The sequence below is a fragment of the Lacibacter sp. H407 genome, from assembly GCF_037892605.1.
Taxonomy (GTDB): Bacteria; Bacteroidota; Bacteroidia; order Chitinophagales; family Chitinophagaceae; genus Lacibacter.
The window spans coordinates 1417537-1436288 of sequence record NZ_JBBKTU010000001.1; the positions used below are offsets into that span (position 1 = coordinate 1417537).

At 40.3% G+C, this 18752-nt stretch carries 17 protein-coding genes; 7 read left to right on the plus strand and 10 right to left on the minus strand.

Annotated features, from left to right (window positions below; translation table 11 throughout):
• Positions 1 to 14: 14 nt before the first annotated feature.
• Positions 15 to 836: a CHRD domain-containing protein gene (locus WG989_RS06185; protein WP_340428078.1), complete on the plus strand. Its 822-nt coding sequence runs from the start codon at positions 15 to 17 to the stop codon at positions 834 to 836.
• A gap of 103 nt (positions 837 to 939) precedes the next feature.
• Positions 940 to 1980, plus strand: coding sequence for an AI-2E family transporter (locus WG989_RS06190; RefSeq protein ID WP_340428079.1), 1041 nt, complete (start codon positions 940 to 942; stop codon positions 1978 to 1980).
• Between the two features lie 62 nt (positions 1981 to 2042).
• On the opposite strand, the gene WG989_RS06195 is transcribed toward WG989_RS06190, so the two are convergent.
• From WG989_RS06195 to WG989_RS06220, 6 genes are all read right to left on the minus strand, one after another.
• On the minus strand, positions 2043 to 2819 hold the full coding sequence (locus tag WG989_RS06195; protein WP_340428080.1) for a sterol desaturase family protein: 777 nt from the start codon (positions 2817 to 2819) through the stop codon (positions 2043 to 2045).
• Positions 2820 to 2896: 77 nt separating this feature from the next.
• A complete protein-coding gene (locus WG989_RS06200) occupies positions 2897 to 3364 on the minus strand; it encodes a hypothetical protein (RefSeq protein WP_340428081.1) in 468 nt (155 codons plus the stop codon).
• 131 nt (positions 3365 to 3495) lie between these two features.
• A complete protein-coding gene (locus WG989_RS06205) occupies positions 3496 to 4008 on the minus strand; it encodes a hypothetical protein (RefSeq protein WP_340428082.1) in 513 nt (170 codons plus the stop codon).
• Between the two features lie 177 nt (positions 4009 to 4185).
• Positions 4186 to 5040: a flavin reductase family protein gene (locus WG989_RS06210; RefSeq protein ID WP_340428084.1), complete on the minus strand. Its 855-nt coding sequence runs from the start codon at positions 5038 to 5040 to the stop codon at positions 4186 to 4188.
• 60 nt (positions 5041 to 5100) lie between these two features.
• A complete protein-coding gene (locus WG989_RS06215; protein ID WP_340428086.1) occupies positions 5101 to 5487 on the minus strand; it encodes a GxxExxY protein in 387 nt (128 codons plus the stop codon).
• A 25-nt stretch (positions 5488 to 5512) separates the two neighbouring features.
• Positions 5513 to 6520: a fumarylacetoacetate hydrolase family protein gene (locus tag WG989_RS06220; protein ID WP_340428088.1), complete on the minus strand. Its 1008-nt coding sequence runs from the start codon at positions 6518 to 6520 to the stop codon at positions 5513 to 5515.
• Between the two features lie 170 nt (positions 6521 to 6690).
• Here WG989_RS06220 and WG989_RS06225 point away from each other — a divergent pair, with 170 nt between their 5' ends.
• The 5 genes from WG989_RS06225 (at position 6691) to typA (ending at position 13754) form a co-directional block, all read left to right on the plus strand.
• Positions 6691 to 8529 carry a glycoside hydrolase family 9 protein gene (locus tag WG989_RS06225; RefSeq protein WP_340428089.1) on the plus strand — a complete coding sequence of 613 codons (1839 nt, stop codon included), beginning with the start codon at positions 6691 to 6693 and terminating at the stop codon, positions 8527 to 8529.
• 68 nt (positions 8530 to 8597) lie between these two features.
• On the plus strand, positions 8598 to 9248 hold the full coding sequence (locus WG989_RS06230) for a polysaccharide deacetylase family protein (protein WP_340431696.1): 651 nt from the start codon (positions 8598 to 8600) through the stop codon (positions 9246 to 9248).
• A gap of 43 nt (positions 9249 to 9291) precedes the next feature.
• Positions 9292 to 10671 carry a UDP-N-acetylmuramate--L-alanine ligase gene (locus tag WG989_RS06235; RefSeq protein WP_340428091.1) on the plus strand — a complete coding sequence of 460 codons (1380 nt, stop codon included), beginning with the start codon at positions 9292 to 9294 and terminating at the stop codon, positions 10669 to 10671.
• A gap of 85 nt (positions 10672 to 10756) precedes the next feature.
• On the plus strand, positions 10757 to 11671 hold the full coding sequence (locus WG989_RS06240) for a cupin-like domain-containing protein (RefSeq protein ID WP_340428092.1): 915 nt from the start codon (positions 10757 to 10759) through the stop codon (positions 11669 to 11671).
• A gap of 271 nt (positions 11672 to 11942) precedes the next feature.
• On the plus strand, positions 11943 to 13754 hold the full coding sequence (gene typA, locus WG989_RS06245) for a translational GTPase TypA (RefSeq protein WP_340428093.1): 1812 nt from the start codon (positions 11943 to 11945) through the stop codon (positions 13752 to 13754).
• A gap of 69 nt (positions 13755 to 13823) precedes the next feature.
• On the opposite strand, the gene murA is transcribed toward typA, so the two are convergent.
• The 4 genes from murA to WG989_RS06265 form a co-directional block, all read right to left on the minus strand.
• A complete protein-coding gene (gene murA / locus WG989_RS06250; protein WP_340428094.1) occupies positions 13824 to 15134 on the minus strand; it encodes a UDP-N-acetylglucosamine 1-carboxyvinyltransferase in 1311 nt (436 codons plus the stop codon).
• A 146-nt stretch (positions 15135 to 15280) separates the two neighbouring features.
• The gene (locus WG989_RS06255; protein ID WP_340428096.1) at positions 15281 to 15988 is read right to left on the minus strand and encodes a DUF4290 domain-containing protein; all 708 of its coding nucleotides are present in this window, start codon (positions 15986 to 15988) and stop codon (positions 15281 to 15283) included.
• Positions 15989 to 16081: 93 nt separating this feature from the next.
• Positions 16082 to 17704, minus strand: a complete 1623-nt coding sequence (locus WG989_RS06260; RefSeq protein ID WP_340428097.1) for a T9SS type A sorting domain-containing protein — start codon at positions 17702 to 17704, stop codon at positions 16082 to 16084.
• A gap of 50 nt (positions 17705 to 17754) precedes the next feature.
• Positions 17755 to 18219, minus strand: coding sequence for a hypothetical protein (locus WG989_RS06265; RefSeq protein WP_340428098.1), 465 nt, complete (start codon positions 18217 to 18219; stop codon positions 17755 to 17757).
• Positions 18220 to 18752: the final 533 nt, after the last annotated feature.

Below are 18752 nucleotides of genomic sequence, written 5' to 3' on the forward strand. Positions count from 1 at the left end.
AAAAAATGTGTGTTATGCAAAGATTCTTATTAAAAAGTGCGGTGCTGTTCCTTTTGCCTGTTATTCTCTTCTCCTGTAAAAAAAACAACAACGGCTCCGACGCTACGGTGGTAAAGGAATGGTCGCTCAACCTGAGTGCAAAAAATGAAAACCCTGCACCGGCCGGACGGTCAGAAGCAGGTATGGCTACTATTAAACTGATGAGCGACAATTCGATCATGTATAATTTTAATGTTACGGGTCTTGCAAGCAGCGATGCTTTAACCGGAGCACATTTTCATTCCGGTAATGCCGGAGCCAATGGTAGTGTGATCTTAAATTTCAATCCAACATTTTCAGGAACTTCATCAAGTGGTACCATTTTAAATGTTCGTCAAACATTGGTTGATAGTTTGAAAAGTGATGCCAATGAAATTTATTTCAATGTTCATTCAAACCAGGTGGCTTCCGGTCTTGTGCGTGCACAGATCAATACCAAAGTTGAATTGGCAATGGACATCATGTTAAGCGGGTCAAACGAAGTGCCAGCTGTTTCTACATCAGCTACGGGTACAGCTCGCTTGCGACTTACTGCCGACAAAAAACTATATTCAATCGTGACTGTTACTAATCTGCAGGCTGGTGATGCATTGCTGTTTGCTCATTTACATAGTGGTGCAGCAGGTGTAAACGGAGCCATTGTACTGGGAATTGCCGGTAGTGCCAGCGATTTTGCAACAGACAAAGTATTTGCGCTTACCGATGTGATTTACAACTCCATCAAAAATGATGCGATGTATGTGAATGCTCATTCAACGTTGTATGCAAATGGTGTGGTAAGAGGTCAGATCCGATAAAAGGCATTCTTTTTTTAGAAGCCGGGCATTGCCCGGCTTTTTTATTCCGAAAATGCCCGGACGATGTTTTTTGTACCGAGTTTTTTATTTGTAATTTCATCGCATGGCATCATTCAGCAGCCGGTTACGGCAAATCATACTCTTAGTTGTTTTAATTGCATTAGGCCTGTTGCTTGTTAAAGAGCTGTACATTTTTCTGCCGGGGTTTCTTGGTGCCATTACGCTTTATATTCTCAGCAGAGGTTGGTATCGTTATTTGACCATTAAGAAAAAATGGAACAAGAGCTTAACAGCAACCACTTTTATGCTCGGTTTCCTCGTGTTGTTTGGTTTGCCGGTTTACTATATCATTAGTTTATTGTCGCCAAAAATTACTGAAGTCTTCAGTCATTCCGATGAAGTGGTTCAGGGTTTAAAATCTGTTTCGGCACAAATACAGGAATGGACGGGCCAGGAATTATTTACAGATGAAAATGTAATTGAACTGCAGAAACGGATCGCTAATTTTTTTCCTGCTTTCCTCAATAGCACTGCTATGATCGTATCGAATCTGGCAATGATGTTGTTTGTGTATTTCTTTATGCTCACTAACGGTAAAGCGATGGAAGCATCATTCGATTACTTTTTACCCTTACACGAGGAGAATATTGATATTCTTGCCAAAGAAACCATCAGCGTTGTAAGAGCTAACGCCATTGGCATCCCTCTGATTTCTTTAATACAAGGGATCTTTGCACTCGTTGGTTACTGGATCTTCGGCATTAATGAATTTGTGCTGTGGGGGTTTATTACCGGTGTATTTGCATTCTTCCCCATTGTTGGAACTACATTGATATGGGCGCCATTGGTCGTGTTTCTTTTTTCACAAGGAAACACCGGACAGGGAATTGGTTTATTGATCTACAGTTTACTTGTTACAGGCAATGTTGATTATCTGGCAAGAGTTACACTCATGAAACGCCTTGGCGATGTACATCCGCTGGTGACAGTATTAGGAGTGATTGTGGGTTTGAGTTTGTTTGGTTTTTGGGGTTTTATTTTTGGGCCATTGCTGATCAGTTATTTTATGCTGTTGTTTAAAATTTATACCAACGAGTTTGGCCCAATGCAGCCAGCAGAAAATCCGCATGAACACGGGAGGTGATCAATTGCTGTAGATAGCAAAATAATAATCACTTTATTTTATTTACACATCAGCAATTGCGGTTATGCAGGGATTTGTTTTTCCCTGTTTTTTACTTCATCATACGTTGTATCGTAGTCTTTCCGTAACGTTCCCATCAATCTGTCCCAGAATAAAAAATACAATCCATAATTACCGGTGAAATATTGGTGATGCTGGTTGTGCGTAACAGACGTGTTGATCCAACGGCCGATCCATGTGCGTTGAAAATTCTTTGGAAATAATTCCCACCCTAAATGACCATATACATTGTAAAACATCTGGAATAAAAAGAAAAAGAACAAGTGTGCTTTGGTAACAGGGATGGTATAGATCAACACAACCAAGATGCCTACTTCCAACAATGCTTCCAGCGGATGGAACGCAAACGCAGCCCAAGGCGATGGGTTGGTGCTTTTGTGATGAATGAGATGAAGCAAACGAAACAGTTTTGGGTGATGCATCAACCTGTGGATCCAATAAAAATAAGTATCGTGTATCAACAGCATTAAAGGAAATGCAAGCCAGAAATACAATTGACCATATTGGTTGATGTTGCTATAGAACGTAGTATGTTTTCGTATTTCAGCATGACCAAGAAAAAACCAGGGCACAAATGCAAACAGGAACATGGTACAAAGCGAAAAGAAAATTTCACGCTGGTAATCTTTATTGGCAGGGAAACGTTGTTGAATTTTTTTGAATGAAATTTTCTTACGTAACAACAGATACCATACGAGAAAAGCAAGACCTGCAATTACAAGGTATCTTATGCCGATGACCAAAAAATAACTGACCCATGTTCCGTTAGGATGAAGCATGCACTAAAATTACTTGATTGTAGTTACATGAAACCGGACTGTTTATCCTGTGTTTTGAAGTAAGAAAAACAGGGCATCTACAATTTGATAGTAAATCGAACAGAAGGAACAAAAACATTTGCTACCGATCTTGGTTGGAGCTGTTGTACTGATTGGCCGGTCATTGACATAGCTATTCGTTTGTTTTTACCGGCATTGCTGAATAGAACAATACTGGTAACAATAGCAGCGGTTCCTAACAACAGTAATGCAACTCCTGCATTGGTTATTTTTTTCGATTCATTATCCGATTGATCGCCGGTAATACCCGAGCCAATTGTTTCAACTACAAACAGGGTGCTGCCACCTATCACCATTACTCCGCCCATTGTAAAGGTTAAAATACCTCCTGTTAAACTTATAATAGCTCCGGTTCGTTGCCGTTTGCTTTTGAGTAAATAGTCTTCTTTGCTTTGCACCGGAATTGTGTCTGTAGAAAAAAGTGTTGAAGCGTTTACGGTATGTAAACAAAGAATGACAAATAGAAGAGAGAATAATTTTTTCATATTTTGATTTTATGTGGATTTACGAAACTGATTTGTACACGCAGCGGTATCGGTTTTAGCATTCAGAAGGTACAAAAAAAACTGCTGTTTCAACTTTCTATAGATAATTCTTGTTTTTCTTTATACAGCTATCAGAACTTATCTCTTTTACGATCAATCCAGGATCTGAATTTATCGAAGCTCTGCTTATTACCATTGATTGCAAACCGTTTGCGTTGCAACATTTTCCACACGGAACCGCCTATAAAAACCGGCGAAAGCCAGATGAACAAATTTGCTTCGCCCAGCCCATTATTAAAAACAGGGATTTCGCCAACGAGTATTGCGGCAAGGCCCACAGCTCCTAGTAAACCAACCAGCAGAACAAACCAATAGCTGGTTCGCACTCGAAACGAAATGATATCAGCATAATGCAGTGTTACCGACTCGTACAGGTATCCTTTTCTTGCCTCTTTGCGTGTGCCCGGTAGAATTTGAATCGTACTATCAGTTATGTACTGCAACTGGCCAATCACAATTTTACCTCCTTGTGTTACCACTTTCACTAATGGAAAAGTATCAAACGAAACAGTGGGTTGTCTCGTTGCGGCATGGCTTATTTCAAAAAACAAAAAGAAAAAGCCTGGGAGAAGGACTTTTTTCATAATACTGTAACTGATAGTAGTTGATGAATGCTGCAGTTTTTTTCTGCAGATTTTCTTTAGCTAATCTACCATAGTTATCAGCCAACTTCTAATTGATGTTTGCTTGTTTAGAAATGAAGTTTTGCAATTCCTGCATAGGATATTCCCGGTAACAACCCGGATTAGTAAAACTTGCTGTTAACTATCGGCCAGTAACACTTGCCAGGCCTCACTTACTTTTCCGGCATCAAGTAATTCCTTTGCATACTTGTGTAGCTCTTGATCCATCTCATCGGGGTTGATGGAGAAATACTGAATGATATTTTTCAGTTTATCATCTTCAAATGTCGGGTCAACAGTAGGGTATTCGTGAACGTTTGCCAGTTGCCCAAGATTATTTCCAGTGAGCACAGTACTGTTGCGGATCGTTTCCGGCAATGCATCAATACCGATGCCGAGCTGTGTATTGGGTTTGGCTACATGAAACAAACTGCTCTCGTCAACTTTGCAATACCAATCACCGCCGAGTCGGGCAATGTGATGCAACTTGCGTTGGTCGATCATGGTTCCTTCTGCGTTTAAAACAGTTTCATTCACATGCATGCGCAGTACTTCACAGATCACTAAGTTTCCGGCTCCACCTTCGCTGCCCAGTGGTTTTACTTCCACCACTTTGCATTCCATCTTTACTTTGCTTTCTCTTACCATTGGTGGTTTTACCAACGTGGCTGCTTCTTCTGTAAAGCCGGCTTTGATAAATTCGTTGGTGCCTTTTGGAAATTCACAGCTTGCTAAACTTACCTGCTGCACCATATCGTAATCGACAATATTGATCACTACCTCGGGAACTTCCAATACGTTTTCCAGAGTGTGCTTCGTGGTATTGTCCCGTACTCTTCGAGCAGGTGAAAAAACAACGACAGGTGGGTTCGAAGAAAACAAATTGAAAAAACTGAACGGGCTCAGGTTTACATTTCCTTCTTTATCGATGGTTGATGCAAAACAAACAGGGCGTGGCGCAACAGCATGTTGCAGCCATTGTTGTTTTTGCATGGGCGTGAGTTGTTGTAAGTCGATAATCATTTTAACCGCTAAGGCACAAAGACGCCAAGTTTAAAAATTGTTTACAAATCGGTTGATGCCATCTTTAATCAGTGGCACATTAAAATTTACAAGAAATCCAAGTTTTTTATCAGCAAGTTTAAGATAGGAAATGATTTGCGCTTCATAAACAGGATGCATGATTTCACTGCTTTTGATTTCAATTACGATTTCTTCCTCAACCAAAATATCAATTGCGTATGTTTTACCGGTATCATACCCCTTATAAAATAGTTTTACAGGAATCTGGTTTCGGGCTTTGATATTTCTCAATTCAAACTCTTTTAGTAGAGCAAATTCGTAGGCAGACTCAAGCAGCCCAGGCCCAATCTCAATGTGCACCTGAAAACAAGCATCAACAATTTGCTTTGCCAATAAATTGTATTGCTCTTTCGTCATTCTTTGCGTCTTTGTGCCTTAGCGGTTAAATCTTCTTCTTGGCTAAAATCGAAAAATCATCTTCCTCTCTCACCATCGTATTACTTAATCTTCCCAATCCATCAATTTCCATTTCAACAACATCGCCTTCTTGTAACCATTGTTCTGTATAATTCGGATCGTTGAATTTACCAGTACCGTTTAGTTCAAGAAAACAACCCGTACCAACGGTGCCGCTGCCAATTACATCGCCGGGGTACAGATCTACACCATAGCTTGCACGTTCAATGATCTCTGCAAAGGTCCAGTTCATATCAGCAACATTACCAGCACTCACCTGCTTACCGTTTACCCAACACGTCATATTCAAATTCCAGTTACGACCAACATGATTTTCTTGTGCCGGCACTACAAACTCTTCCAGTTCATCAAGCGTTACCAACCATGGACCGATCGCTGTTGAAAAATCTTTTCCTTTTGCCGGGCCAAGATTGAGTAACATTTCTTCCATCTGTAAACGTCGTGCACTCATGTCGTTCATGATCATTAATCCGGCAATATATTCATCTGCTTCTTCTGCACGAATGTTGCGGCCGTGTTTGCTGATAACGATCGCCACTTCCAATTCGAAATCAAGTTTTTCAAAATGATCGGGCATGCAACGCACATCGCCGGGGCCTTGTATGCTGTGATGATTGGTGAAATAAAAGATCGGGTATTGATCGAACTCAGCGATCATGTCCACTTTGCGGTTTCGTCTGGCAGCTTCCACATGTTGGCGGAATGCATACCCATCTCTGCAACTGGGCGGCATTGGAACCGGAGCCAGTAGTTGCACTTGTTCTATCGGTACAACATTGCCCGGCATCAGGCGACCTTCCTGCAGAGCTTTTAAACTGGCTTGTGCAAGTTCAAGATATTCATCCCAGTATTGCAAAAACATATTCATGCTGGTTGGCAAGTCAGGATGGAGCGTATCCATATCATACACAAGTCCGTTATGTAAAGTAGCTAACTGTTCATGCTCATCTTTTAAGTAGGAGATCAATTTCATATGTTTATTTTCATTTTTATTTGGTCATATGTTGTTCGCCATAAAAATCATCATCGTTACTTGTATAAATTTCCCGATAATTTTTTATGGCTCAGTTCATGCAATACGTTTTTTGAAGAATGCCAAAGGTAGAGAAAACAGCTGCAACGAAAATTCATTAACTTGATGCCATGAAGAATGTTTCGTTATTTCTTTTCATCTGTTGTTCAGTAGGCTTTTCTGTAAAGCAGGAGTCAACAGCATGGATCCGCATCAATCAACTCGGCTACACACCCAACGGAATAAAAGTAGCGGTATGGTGCAGTAAAGAAAATAATCCCATTGGTTCATTTCAACTCATAGATGCAGAAACAAACAAGCCTGTGTTAACAGCTAAGCCCAGCAGCAGCTTTGGAAAATACGGCCCATTCGAACAAACACAACGGATGAATTTTTCCGGGTTTCAAAAGCCGGGAAAATATTATTTACAAACACGCACCACAAAGTCTCCTGTGTTTACAATCGGAGAAGATGTGTACAAAGGAGCGGCGGATTTTTGTTTACGTTACATGCGCCAGCAACGAAGCGGCTTTAATCCGTTTTTGAAAGATAGCTGTCATACACAGGATGGTTATACATTGTATGGATCGTCAGCAGGTTTACCCGATAGTACATTTATTGATGTAAGTGGTGGCTGGCACGATGCAAGTGATTATTTACAATATTCCACAACCAGCGCCAATGCAACCTATCATCTGTTGATGGCTTACCGTGATTTCCCATCCATTTTTACTGATAAACATTTGGCAAATGGATTGGAAGGAAGCAATCAATTACCCGATGTGTTAGATGAAGCAAAATGGGGATTGGATTGGTTGCTGAAAATGCACCCTCGTGATGATTGGATGTTTAACCAGTTGGGTGATGACAGAGATCATATCAGTATGCGAATTCCGAAAATGGACAGTCAGTATGGAAGAGGATTTCAGCGCCCAGTCTATTTTATTAATGGAGAAAAACAACAGCGAGGAAAGTTTTTGAATAACACGACTGGAACCAGTTCCACTGCTGCAAAGTTTGCGAGTGCGTTTGGGTTGGGTGGAATCATTTTTAACTATGACGAATTATTTAGTGAAAGATTATTTACATCGGCTACCTCGGCTTTAAACTTCGCTTTTAAAAAACCAGGGATAACTCAAACAGCATCAGTGAAAGCTCCTTATATCTATGCAGAAGATAACTGGAAGGATGATATTCAATTAGCAGCTTCTTCTTACTATCAATCGCAAGAGTTTATTTATAAGAAATTTAAGCGACAAGAGGCATATGTTTCACCATCTATCCCTGATAAAGATTTTCTTTCATTTGCATTTTCTTACGCAAAGCAAGAATCTATTACATCTTGGCTTGGTGCTGATACCGCCAATCACTACCAATGGTATCCGTTTATCAATCTTGGACATTACGAATTAGCAAAGCAGTTAAAAGATAAACGCAGAGATACCATCATTGGTTTTTACAAAGAGGGCATCAATCGTGTCTGGATCAAAGCTAAACAAAATGCTTTCTATAGGGGCGTTCCGTTTATTTGGTGCAGCAATAATCTCACGGTGAGTTTCGCCATGCAATGTTATTGGTACAAAGAGTTAACCAACGACCGGCAATTTGAACAACTGGAACAAGCAAATATCGATTGGCTCTTTGGTTGTAATCCATGGGGCACGAGTATGGTGTATGGTTTGCCAGCTTGGGGTGATACACCTATTGATCCGCATAGTGCATTCACGCATTTAAAAAATTATCCGATTGATGGAGGTTTGGTAGATGGTCCGGTTTACAATAGTATTTTCAAAAATTTAATTGGTTTGAAATTGTACCAGCCCGATGAGTATGCGGCTTTTCAAAGTGAGTTGGCAGTGTATCATGATGATTATGGTGACTACAGCACCAATGAACCAACCATGGATGGCACAGCATCACTCATTTACTTGTTAGCAGCGATGGAGGCGCAACGCAAGCCAAAAAAGTAAACGCCTCCGCAGGAGGCTTCCGTTACGATCGTGGAGCAATCGTTCGTGGCGATACAACAAAAAAAGAAATAGCATTTGTCTTCACCGGTCATGAATTTGCAGATGGCGGCAATCGTATACTGCAAACATTGAAACAGCAAAACATAAAAGCTTCATTTTTCTTTACCGGGGATTTCTACCGGAATAAAAAATTTCAATTGCTTATTCGACAGCTGAAAAAAGACGGACATTATCTCGGCGCTCATTCCGATAAACATTTGCTTTATGCCGATTGGACTAGACGGGATAGTCTGCTTGTAACGAAGCAGCAATTCAAAAAAGATCTGTTGCAGAATTATGCAGAAATGAATAGTTATGGCATCAGCAAACCAAATGCAACATTCTTTCTTCCACCTTACGAATGGTATAATGATTCAATTGCTGTCTGGACAAAAGAATTAAATCTGCAACTCATCAACTATTCGCCCGGCACAAGATCAGCAGCAGATTACACATGGCCTGAATTACCGAACTATCAAAGCAGTGAGGCCATCTATCGATCCATTTTTAATTATGAGCAATCAAAACCCGCAGGACTGAATGGATTTCTATTGTTGTTGCACATCGGCACCGATTCACGGCGTAAGGATAAGTTTTATGATCGCTTGCCGCAATTGATTCAACAGCTCAAACAAAAGGGCTATCAATTCAAAAACGTAAATGATTTATTGAAAGAGTGAGTCATCCATATAATCAACCCTGAAGCACTTATTTTTGTAAACTATGATCAAATCCATCAACGATTTCAACAACGTTTTCTTCATTGGAGTTGCCGGTACCGGCATGAGTGCTATTGCACAGTACTTAAAAGGTATTGGTAAAGAAGTAAGCGGCAGCGACCGTTATTTTCATCCCGGCGAGCACAATGAAACAAAAGAAAAACTCGAAGCAGAAGGCATCCGTTGCTTTTTACAAAACGGCGAAGGCATAACCAACAAAACAGATTTGGTGGTTGTGTCAACGGCAGTGGAAGATACTGTTGAAGAAGTGATCAAGGCAAAAGAACTCAATATTCCTATTATCAAACGGGCAGAATTACTAGCCATTATTGCAAGAAGTAAAAAAACAATTGCGGTAGGTGGAACAAGTGGCAAATCAACCACCAGTGCAATGTTGTTTGATATATTGCAACATGCAGCCATGCAACCCAGCATTATCAGTGGAGCAGGACTCACCAGTATCATAAAAGAAGGTAAGATCGGCAATGCAAAAGTGGGCAGTGGCGATTGGCTGGTAATTGAAGCCGATGAAAGCGATGGCAGCATTGTGAACTATACACCAGAAGTTGGTTTGCTCATCAACATTGACAAGGATCATAAAGAGATCGATACACTCATTGAAATTTTTGAACAGTTCAAAAAAAATACTACTGAATTTTTTGTCGTGAATCAATCGCATGCATTAGCAAAAAAATTATCAGCAAATCCATTGCATAATTTTTCAGTTGACCCGACAGATGATGCAGCTTACCATGCAACTGATTTTAAACAGGACGGCTTCAGTATTTCATTTGAAATCAATGATGTTCTGTTTACACTCAACAGTGTTGGGAAACATAACATGGAAAATGCGCTTGCTGCTGCATCAGTCGCTCATCTCATTGGCGTTCCGTTATCGACAGCAGCAGAGGCATTAAAAACTTATGAAGGTATCTATCGTCGCCACCAGATCATCGGACAAAAAAACAACGTTTGGTTGATCGATGATTATGCACACAACCCAGCCAAGTGTGCGGCAAGTATCGAAGCTTGTCAGCCAATTGCAAAAAAGGTAATTGCCTGGTTTCAACCACATGGATATGGCCCAACCAAATTCCTGCGTAATGATTTTGTAGAAGAGATCAGCAAAGCACTTCGTCCGGAAGATGAAATATGGATGAGTGAAATTTTTTATGCAGGTGGTACTGCCGTGAAAGATATTTCAGCCAATGATCTTATTAACGACCTTAAAGCAAAAGGGACACAGGCTTTTTTTGTAGAAAACAGGAACGATCTGGTTGCAGCAATTCGTTCGCATTTTACGGATGATTGTGTGCTGCTCCTGATGGGTGCCAGAGACCCCGGACTCGAGCAGTTTGCCAAAACAGTTTGGAAACAACTGTAAATCAATTGTAAAAATTTGAGTTGTTTGTACGAATGGTTCTTTGATTTGTACTGCTGTACTAAGAATTGGGTTAATTTTGCAAAATATGCAAGCGTTGAAAAAAGAGCAGAGTATAATGAAGATGAACATTGAAAACCCAATTCCTATTGTTGATGGAACAACCATCACACGCAAGGAATTCACGGAAAAATATTTAAGGCCGCAAAAGCCGGTCATTCTTCGTGGCTTATGGAAGCAATATCCTGCTTATGAAAAGTGGACAATGGATTATTTCAGGCAATCGATGGGCGATATTAAAGTGAAACTTTTCAGCACCAAGAAAGCCAACCCAAGCGAAACATTAAGCGTGGCGCATGCGGAAATGAAATTCAATGAATATCTCGACCTCATTGAAAAAGAACCAACCGATCTGCGCCTGTTCTTGTTTCCTGTCTTTAAACACAAACCGGAGTTGCTAAAAGATTTTGGTTATCCAAACATTACCGGTCGCTATATTAAAATACCATTCATGTTTTTTGGACCTAAGCATTCCGTAACACGTATGCATATGGATATCGACATGAGCAATGTATTTCTTACCCAGTTCGTCGGAAAACGCAGAGTAGTGTTGTTTCCTCCTGATCAAAGTGATTTTTTATACCGTCTTCCCTTTAATGTACATGGGTTGGTTGATATTGATAAGCCTGATTTTGAAACCTATCCGGCCATGCAATATGCAAAAGGCTTCACTGGATATTTGGAGTATGGCGATACTCTTTACATGCCCAGCGGTTACTGGCACCACATTGAATATGCAGAAGGAGGATTTGGCTTATCGGTTCGTACAATTGGTGCAACCATGGGTACGATCTTAACCGGTTTATGGAATGTAACACTCCAGCGTAAGTTCGACGATATTATGTTCAAGATCCGTGGACAAAAATGGTTCAACTATAAAAAGGAACTGGCGATTAAACGAGCAGAAAAAGCAATTCAAAAAATTAAAGCAGAAGCTGCATAACAGTAACAATATTGAGTTGATGTTAGTGGAAAGAGATGTTCTTTATTGCAATGAAGTCCTTTCTTGTTTTAGTAAATTACTTACATCATTGAAAAAAGATGCTCCTGTTTCCCCTAAAGTACAAGCGAGCGTGGCAACCGGGCTGCTAAACGCATAAAAGCCCGTAACCAAACATTAACCTCCTTTTCCCTTGCCACCCCGCTTAAATGACCTACCTTTGCCGACTCAAAAACGGTATTGGGGCAGTTGCCACAAGCCTAACGTATTGATTATGAACATTCGCAACATAGCAATTATTGCTCACGTAGATCATGGGAAAACAACCCTGGTAGATAAAATTTTACACGCTACCAAGGTGTTTCGTGATAATCAGGACACCGGCGAACTGATTATGGATAGTAACGATCTCGAAAGAGAGCGTGGCATTACCATCTTTTCAAAAAATGCAGCCGTAGTATATAATGGTGTAAAAATTAACGTAATCGATACTCCTGGTCACGCCGATTTTGGTGGTGAGGTAGAGCGTGTATTGAAAATGGCCGATGGTGTGATCCTGTTGGTGGATGCCTTTGAAGGCCCGATGCCACAAACACGTTTTGTGTTGCAGAAAGCATTGCACTTAAATCTGAAGCCGATCGTAGTTATCAATAAAGTTGATAAACCGAACTGTCGTCCGGATGAAGTACATGATGCAGTATTTGAATTATTCTTTAATCTGGATGCTACTGAAGAGCAATTGGATTTCCCTACGTATTATGGTAGCGGAAAGAACGGTTGGTTCAACGATTCATTAACAGAGATCGACAATATTTTCCCATTGTTAGATGGTATCATTAAGTATGTGCCAGCTCCAAAAGTAGCGGAAGGTCCATTGCAAATGCAGTTAACTTCTTTGGACTACTCTTCTTTCCTTGGTCGTATTGCCATTGGTAAAGTAAGTCGTGGTGTAATTAAAGAAGGTCAGCAATCAGCACTGATGCAGGCAGACGGAACGATCAGGAAACTGAAAGTGAAAGAGCTGTATGTGTTTGAAGGAATGGGTAAGAAAAAAGTAACAGAAGTAATTGCAGGTGATCTTTGCGCTGTAGTAGGTGTGGATGATTTTAATATTGGTGATACATTGGCCGATGCAGAAAATCCGGAAGCATTACCGGTGATCAGTGTAGATGAGCCAACAATGAACATGTTGTTTAGTGTAAACAACTCGCCGTTCTTTGGTAAAGATGGAAAGTTTGTTACCAGTCGCCACTTGCGTGACAGGTTAATGAAAGAAACTGAAAAGAACTTAGCACTTCGTGTAACAGATAGTGAAGATGGTGATAGTTTGATGGTGTATGGTCGTGGTATTCTTCACCTTGGTATCTTAATTGAAACCATGCGCAGAGAAGGATATGAATTAACTGTTGGTCAACCACAGGTAATTACCAAAGAGATCAATGGTAAAAAATGTGAGCCGTATGAAACATTGGTAGTAGATGTGCCGCAGGAATTTGCCAGTAAAGTAATTGATCTTGTTACACGCCGTAAAGGTGAAATGCTGATCATGGAAACCAAAGGTGAAATGCAGCATCTGGAATTTGAAATTCCATCAAGAGGATTGATCGGATTGCGTACACAAATGCTCACGGCAACAACAGGTGAAGCAGTAATGGCGCATCGCTTTAATGAATACAAACCATGGAAAGGAAATATTCCCGGAAGAAATAATGGTGTGTTGATTTCAAAAAACACTGCGAAAACAACCGGTTATTCGATTGATAAATTACAGGACCGTGGTACGTTCTTTGTTGACCCTGCTGAAGAAGTGTATGCAGGACAAATCATTGCAGAAAATATTAAACCGGGCGATCTGGTTGTAAATGCAACGGAACCAAAAAAGTTGACCAACCACCGTGCAAGCGGAACGGATGATGCAACTCGTATGGCTCCAAAAACATTGATGACATTGGAAGAGTGTATGGAATACATTCAGTTTGATGAGTGTATTGAAGTAACGCCTAATTTCATCCGTATGCGGAAAGTGATTCTTGATGAAGAGGAACGTAAAAAACAATCAAAATCGATGAACGCTCAAATGGCGTAATAAAAAGATACATGCAAAGACCCGATCAATTGATCGGGTCTTTTTTATTTTATAAGCTGCAGAAATTCTTTATCCTTCCACACGTTTTATATCTGCACCTAATTTTCGCAAACGTTCATCGATGTATTGATAACCTCTGTCGATTTGTTCAATGTTTTGAATTGTACTTTTTCCTTCGGCACTTAACGCTGCAATCAACAATGCCTGTCCGGCACGAATGTCGGGACTGCTCATCGTAATTCCTCTTAACTTCTGTTCACGTTCTAAACCAATAACAACTGCACGGTGTGGATCGCATAAAATGATCTGTGCACCCATGTCAATCAGTTTATCAACAAAGAACAGTCGGCTTTCAAACATTTTTTGATGAATGAGTACGCTGCCTTTTGCCTGTATAGCAGTAACAAGTACAATACTTAACAGATCGGGTGTAAAGCCCGGCCATGGGTGATCGTAAATGGTTAACACGCCTCCGTCAAAATAACGTTGCACTTCATACATTTCCTGTTCTGGAATATGTATATCATCACCATCAATGTTTAGTTGAATCCCGAGCTGACGAAATTTTTCAGGAATAATTCCAAGTTGATCAACACCTGCACCTTTGATCGTAATGTCGCTCTGCGTCATAGCGGCAAGACCAATGAACGAACCAACTTCGATCATATCCGGTAAAATACGGTGAGCTGTTCCACCTAAATAATCAACACCTTCAATAGTAAGCAGGTTGCTTCCAACGCCACTGATCTTTGCACCCATGCGGTTGAGCATGGCACACAACTGCTGAATATATGGTTCACATGCAGCATTGTAAATAGTGGTAGTGCCCGTGGCCATACTGGCGGCCATTACAATATTTGCGGTGCCTGTTACAGATGGTTCATCGAGTAACATATCAACTCCTTTTAATTCAGCAGTTGTTAAATGGAAGAAACCATCTTCAGGATGATAATTAAAATCGGCACCTAATTTTTCAAATCCAATGATGTGTGTATCTAATCTTCGTCTGCCAATTTTATCGCCACCCGGTTTTGGAATAAATGCTTTTTGATAACGGGCCAGTAATGGTCCTGCCAGCATAACGCTTCCACGCAATCGTCCACTTTTCTTTTTAAACGCTTCACCGTGCAGATAATCAATATCAATATCATCAGCTTGAAAAATACAGGTGTCACGTTGTGGCCGTTCGATCTTCACATGCATATCGCCCAGCAGTTCAATGAGCAGATTTACATCTACAATATCAGGGATATTTGTAATGGTTACTTTCTCTGGTGTAAGCAATACTGCACTGATAATTTGCAGTGCTTCATTTTTTGCACCTTGAGGAACAATTTCACCGTTTAATTTTTTTCCACCTCTAACTTCAAAAGAATGCATGTGTTGAATTTAATGATTCGGAAAGCAAGGTAATAAGAGTTGTTGCGTGTAGCAAATTCTGATTGGAAGATGACAGACACAAACAACAAAAAATAAAAGGCTGATAAGTTTAAACTTATCAGCCTTTGCAATGATATCTAAAAAGATCAATAGCGTTTTTTAAATTTACCGCCACCACCGCCGCCGCCACGATTGTCACGCCCGCTACCACCACGGTTATCTCTTCCGCCACCACTTCCACTGCGTTGTTGGAAATGCTTTTTAAATTTACCGCCACCGCTGCCGCCACGGTTTTCTCTGAAATCATCGCTCGGACGATACTGGCGTACAAAAGGCCGGTTATTGAATTCCAGTTCGCCTTTGGTAATGGCACTTAGTTCAGCTTGTATGGCATCATCATGAATATTTTCTTTATGCCAGTTATTGTAAGAAAGCTTCATGTAATAAGCAATGGCATTTGCAAAGCCCTGTTTCTTTTCAGGATTCTCTTCTTTCAACGCCTTATCAATAACGATCTCAATATTTTTTCCCAAGTGGTTCAAACGAGGGTAGCGTTTGGGGTAAGGTAAAGGTTCCGGCTTTGCTTTTAATGATTCACGAGTGGGGATAGGGTAAGGGCTTTCAACATCTAACTTAAAATCAGAGATGAGGAATAAATGATCCCATAGTTTATGACGGAAATCTTCCACATTTTTCAAATGCGGATTCAGAAAACCCATTAATTCAATCACCACATACGCCTGTTCCTGGCGTTTCGATCTGTCTTCAATGGTCAGGATATGATCAACCATTTTCTGAATATGTCGTCCATATTCACGAATGGTTAAATGATTCCTTGTTGTATTATATTCCATAGTTGTAAAAGCAAATGTAAGCAAAGGGATGATAAAAAAAGCTGCCCTTTTGGGGCAGCTGGTTCCAGTGGTAAACTATGACTATCGAAAAACTTATTGTTTCACTATTTTTTCTGTGGTGATCTCGTTCCCGTCAATGATTTGAAGCAGGTACATTCCACTGGTAATTGCTCCGGTTTGCAAAAGGTTAAATCCTGTGCTTGTTTTGCCGTTCGCTAAGGCACGTCCGCTCATATCCAGGATCCGCCAGTTGTAAGAGCCATTGCTGTTAATAGCAACTTCATTCTTGTTGATTATATTAGTTACTACATCGAATTTTGAACTGTTGCCAACTTCACGTAATGCTACCACATTTGAGTAGTATTTTAATTGTGAAGCAGTGGTTACAAATAATCGATAGAAGACTGTTTTCTTTTCAGTTGGCTGATGGTCGAAGCGTGTTCTGCTGCTGTTTACTGATTGTAAACTGGTGAAGCTGCTTCCTGTTGTTGATGTTTCCACCACGATTGATTCAATCGGTTCATCGGCAATGATGTTCCAGTTTAATTCATGTTTGTTGTTAACCGCCTTACCGGTAAGTTTCATACTTTGAATGGGTAAGGTTGAAGGTAATGCTGCACCGCTGACTACATAATCGCCCAACATACCATAGTTGGAAACATTTGTATTAGCAGCGTTACTGAGTTTTAAGTAGTACGTGCCCGGTGTAAACATACTGTCAATAGATACACCTAATGTTGAAGCAGGGTTGTATGACATAAGCTCGTTACCTCTGTCATTTAAAATAGATAACTGAAGATCTACATTCGGCTTTGTAGTTCCTGATGGAGCCGGATTTGCAGTCATTTGATAGCGTGATGCTTCAGTAATATCAATGCGAAAAATATCTACGTCATCAGAAGTATTGATCTCACTTTCTACTGTGAATGATTTAGTGGCTGGTGTTGGAGAATTCAAAGGCGCACCCGATGTCATTGAAACCTGTGTTGAAGTTCGGTGTGTGTTACCTACAGAATCAACTTTTAATCCAAAACCATTTGTTGAATTCGAAAGTATTGCAAGGTCGTCCTGTAATTTACTGCAACCTTGTGTGGTTGTTCCTTTATGCCATAAGGTAAGTGTTTTGCCATAGCTGTTGCCCATAATAGGTGCCCAGCTTGTTGTGCCTGAACCAGAGCCAGGGTTGTATTCATATACGAAGTTGCAATTCGCATCGTACAATGTTTGGTGATTCAAGCCAAGTGTATGGCCTGTTTCATGTGAAGATGCTTCACCAATATTTTTTTCATTATAGCCCAACAGATTCGCAAATACAAAACCGGGAATTTCAAGACCCCAGGTAAAGCAATTGAGGTAAGCTACACCACCGGCACTGCCGTACCAGCTGCTGTAAGCGGTAATAATGATACGTTGCCGTTTGTTGATGGGGGCTGCAAAATATGCAGTAGAGTCTGTTGTAATATTTAAGTTGAACGGACTGAAGTCTTCTGCAATTTGGTAAAACGCAGTAGTGATTTTTTCAGTTGACAAACCTGATGGCGTGGCATAAAAGCGTGTGCCGCCATTCCAATAAGGAGTTTGTACGGTGTGTCCGTCAAAATCAAGAAAAATGGTTGCGCTTGCACTTGGGTTGCTGCTGAGTTTTGGCACCTGTGCGGTTGCGTTGAAAGCTGTTGCTATAATAGCAACAAGGCTTAGGAATAGAGTACGTGTCATAGTATTGGATTTTAAAAGGATATAAAATTACCTGCTGGAACAAGTAGAAATTAATCGGCGAGCATGTTTGAAACCTGGTGTTTGTTCCAACTATAGTTTCCGGTTACGGAATCTTTTTCCATCATCAGCATATCGCTATGCTTTTTGCTGAGCATAATACCACGAAACGTGATAGAATGATCAGGCAATGTGATTTTTGAAATGGAAAGTAAAAGACCCGGACGGTCGGTTGATTGAATGGTAACAGTTGTAAGACCAGGTGCATCGCTGGTGATAGCAGTTACTTCACCTTTGAAACGAAAACCGTTGGTTACAACGAGATCAACCTGTTGATTCAAACGATAGTTCATCACATCGTGAATGAAGTTTTGTGATGGTGCAAACCTGCTGGCTACTGTATTGAACATTGCCGGTTTACCATCATGCTTCTGACGACCTGATTCAAACTTAAGTTCTTGAGAATAGGAGAGAATGGAGAATGTACTGCACACGAGTACAAAGACTAGCTTCTTCATAGAATACGTTTTAGGATATTGAATACTGGATTACGAAACAAATGTATAGTGAAGCTTTAAACTACGCAATAGGTGTTTCCCTATAAAAAAAAATAGACCCCGCTGGAAAGCGGGGTCGTTTACCCAAAATCCACATTGTAAAACCATCAATGTATCCTGACTCTTCCCTGTTGCGAAAGAATTATTTGTAAATTATAAATAATTAACGAACAACTATTTACAATATTATTTTTAACTATAAGAACTTCTAATAAATAGCAATTACTGTTCCAAACTTTCTCCCTGTTTCATTTTTTTTCCAGAGGGTAAAAGATTCTTCAAAAATTAGGTGAAAATGCTTAAAACCCGTACCGTAAATTCTACATTTTCACCCCGAAACGGACCTGTATCAATGCCCAAAAAAGCTAGTTTGTAGCTGTAAAAGTAATTGCACTTATTAAAAAAAACAATCGTACTTCTTTTGAATAAATGCTTGGGAAATCAACGTTTCTTCTGCACGATTTGCTGATAATTAAGACCAGGCACTCTTATTT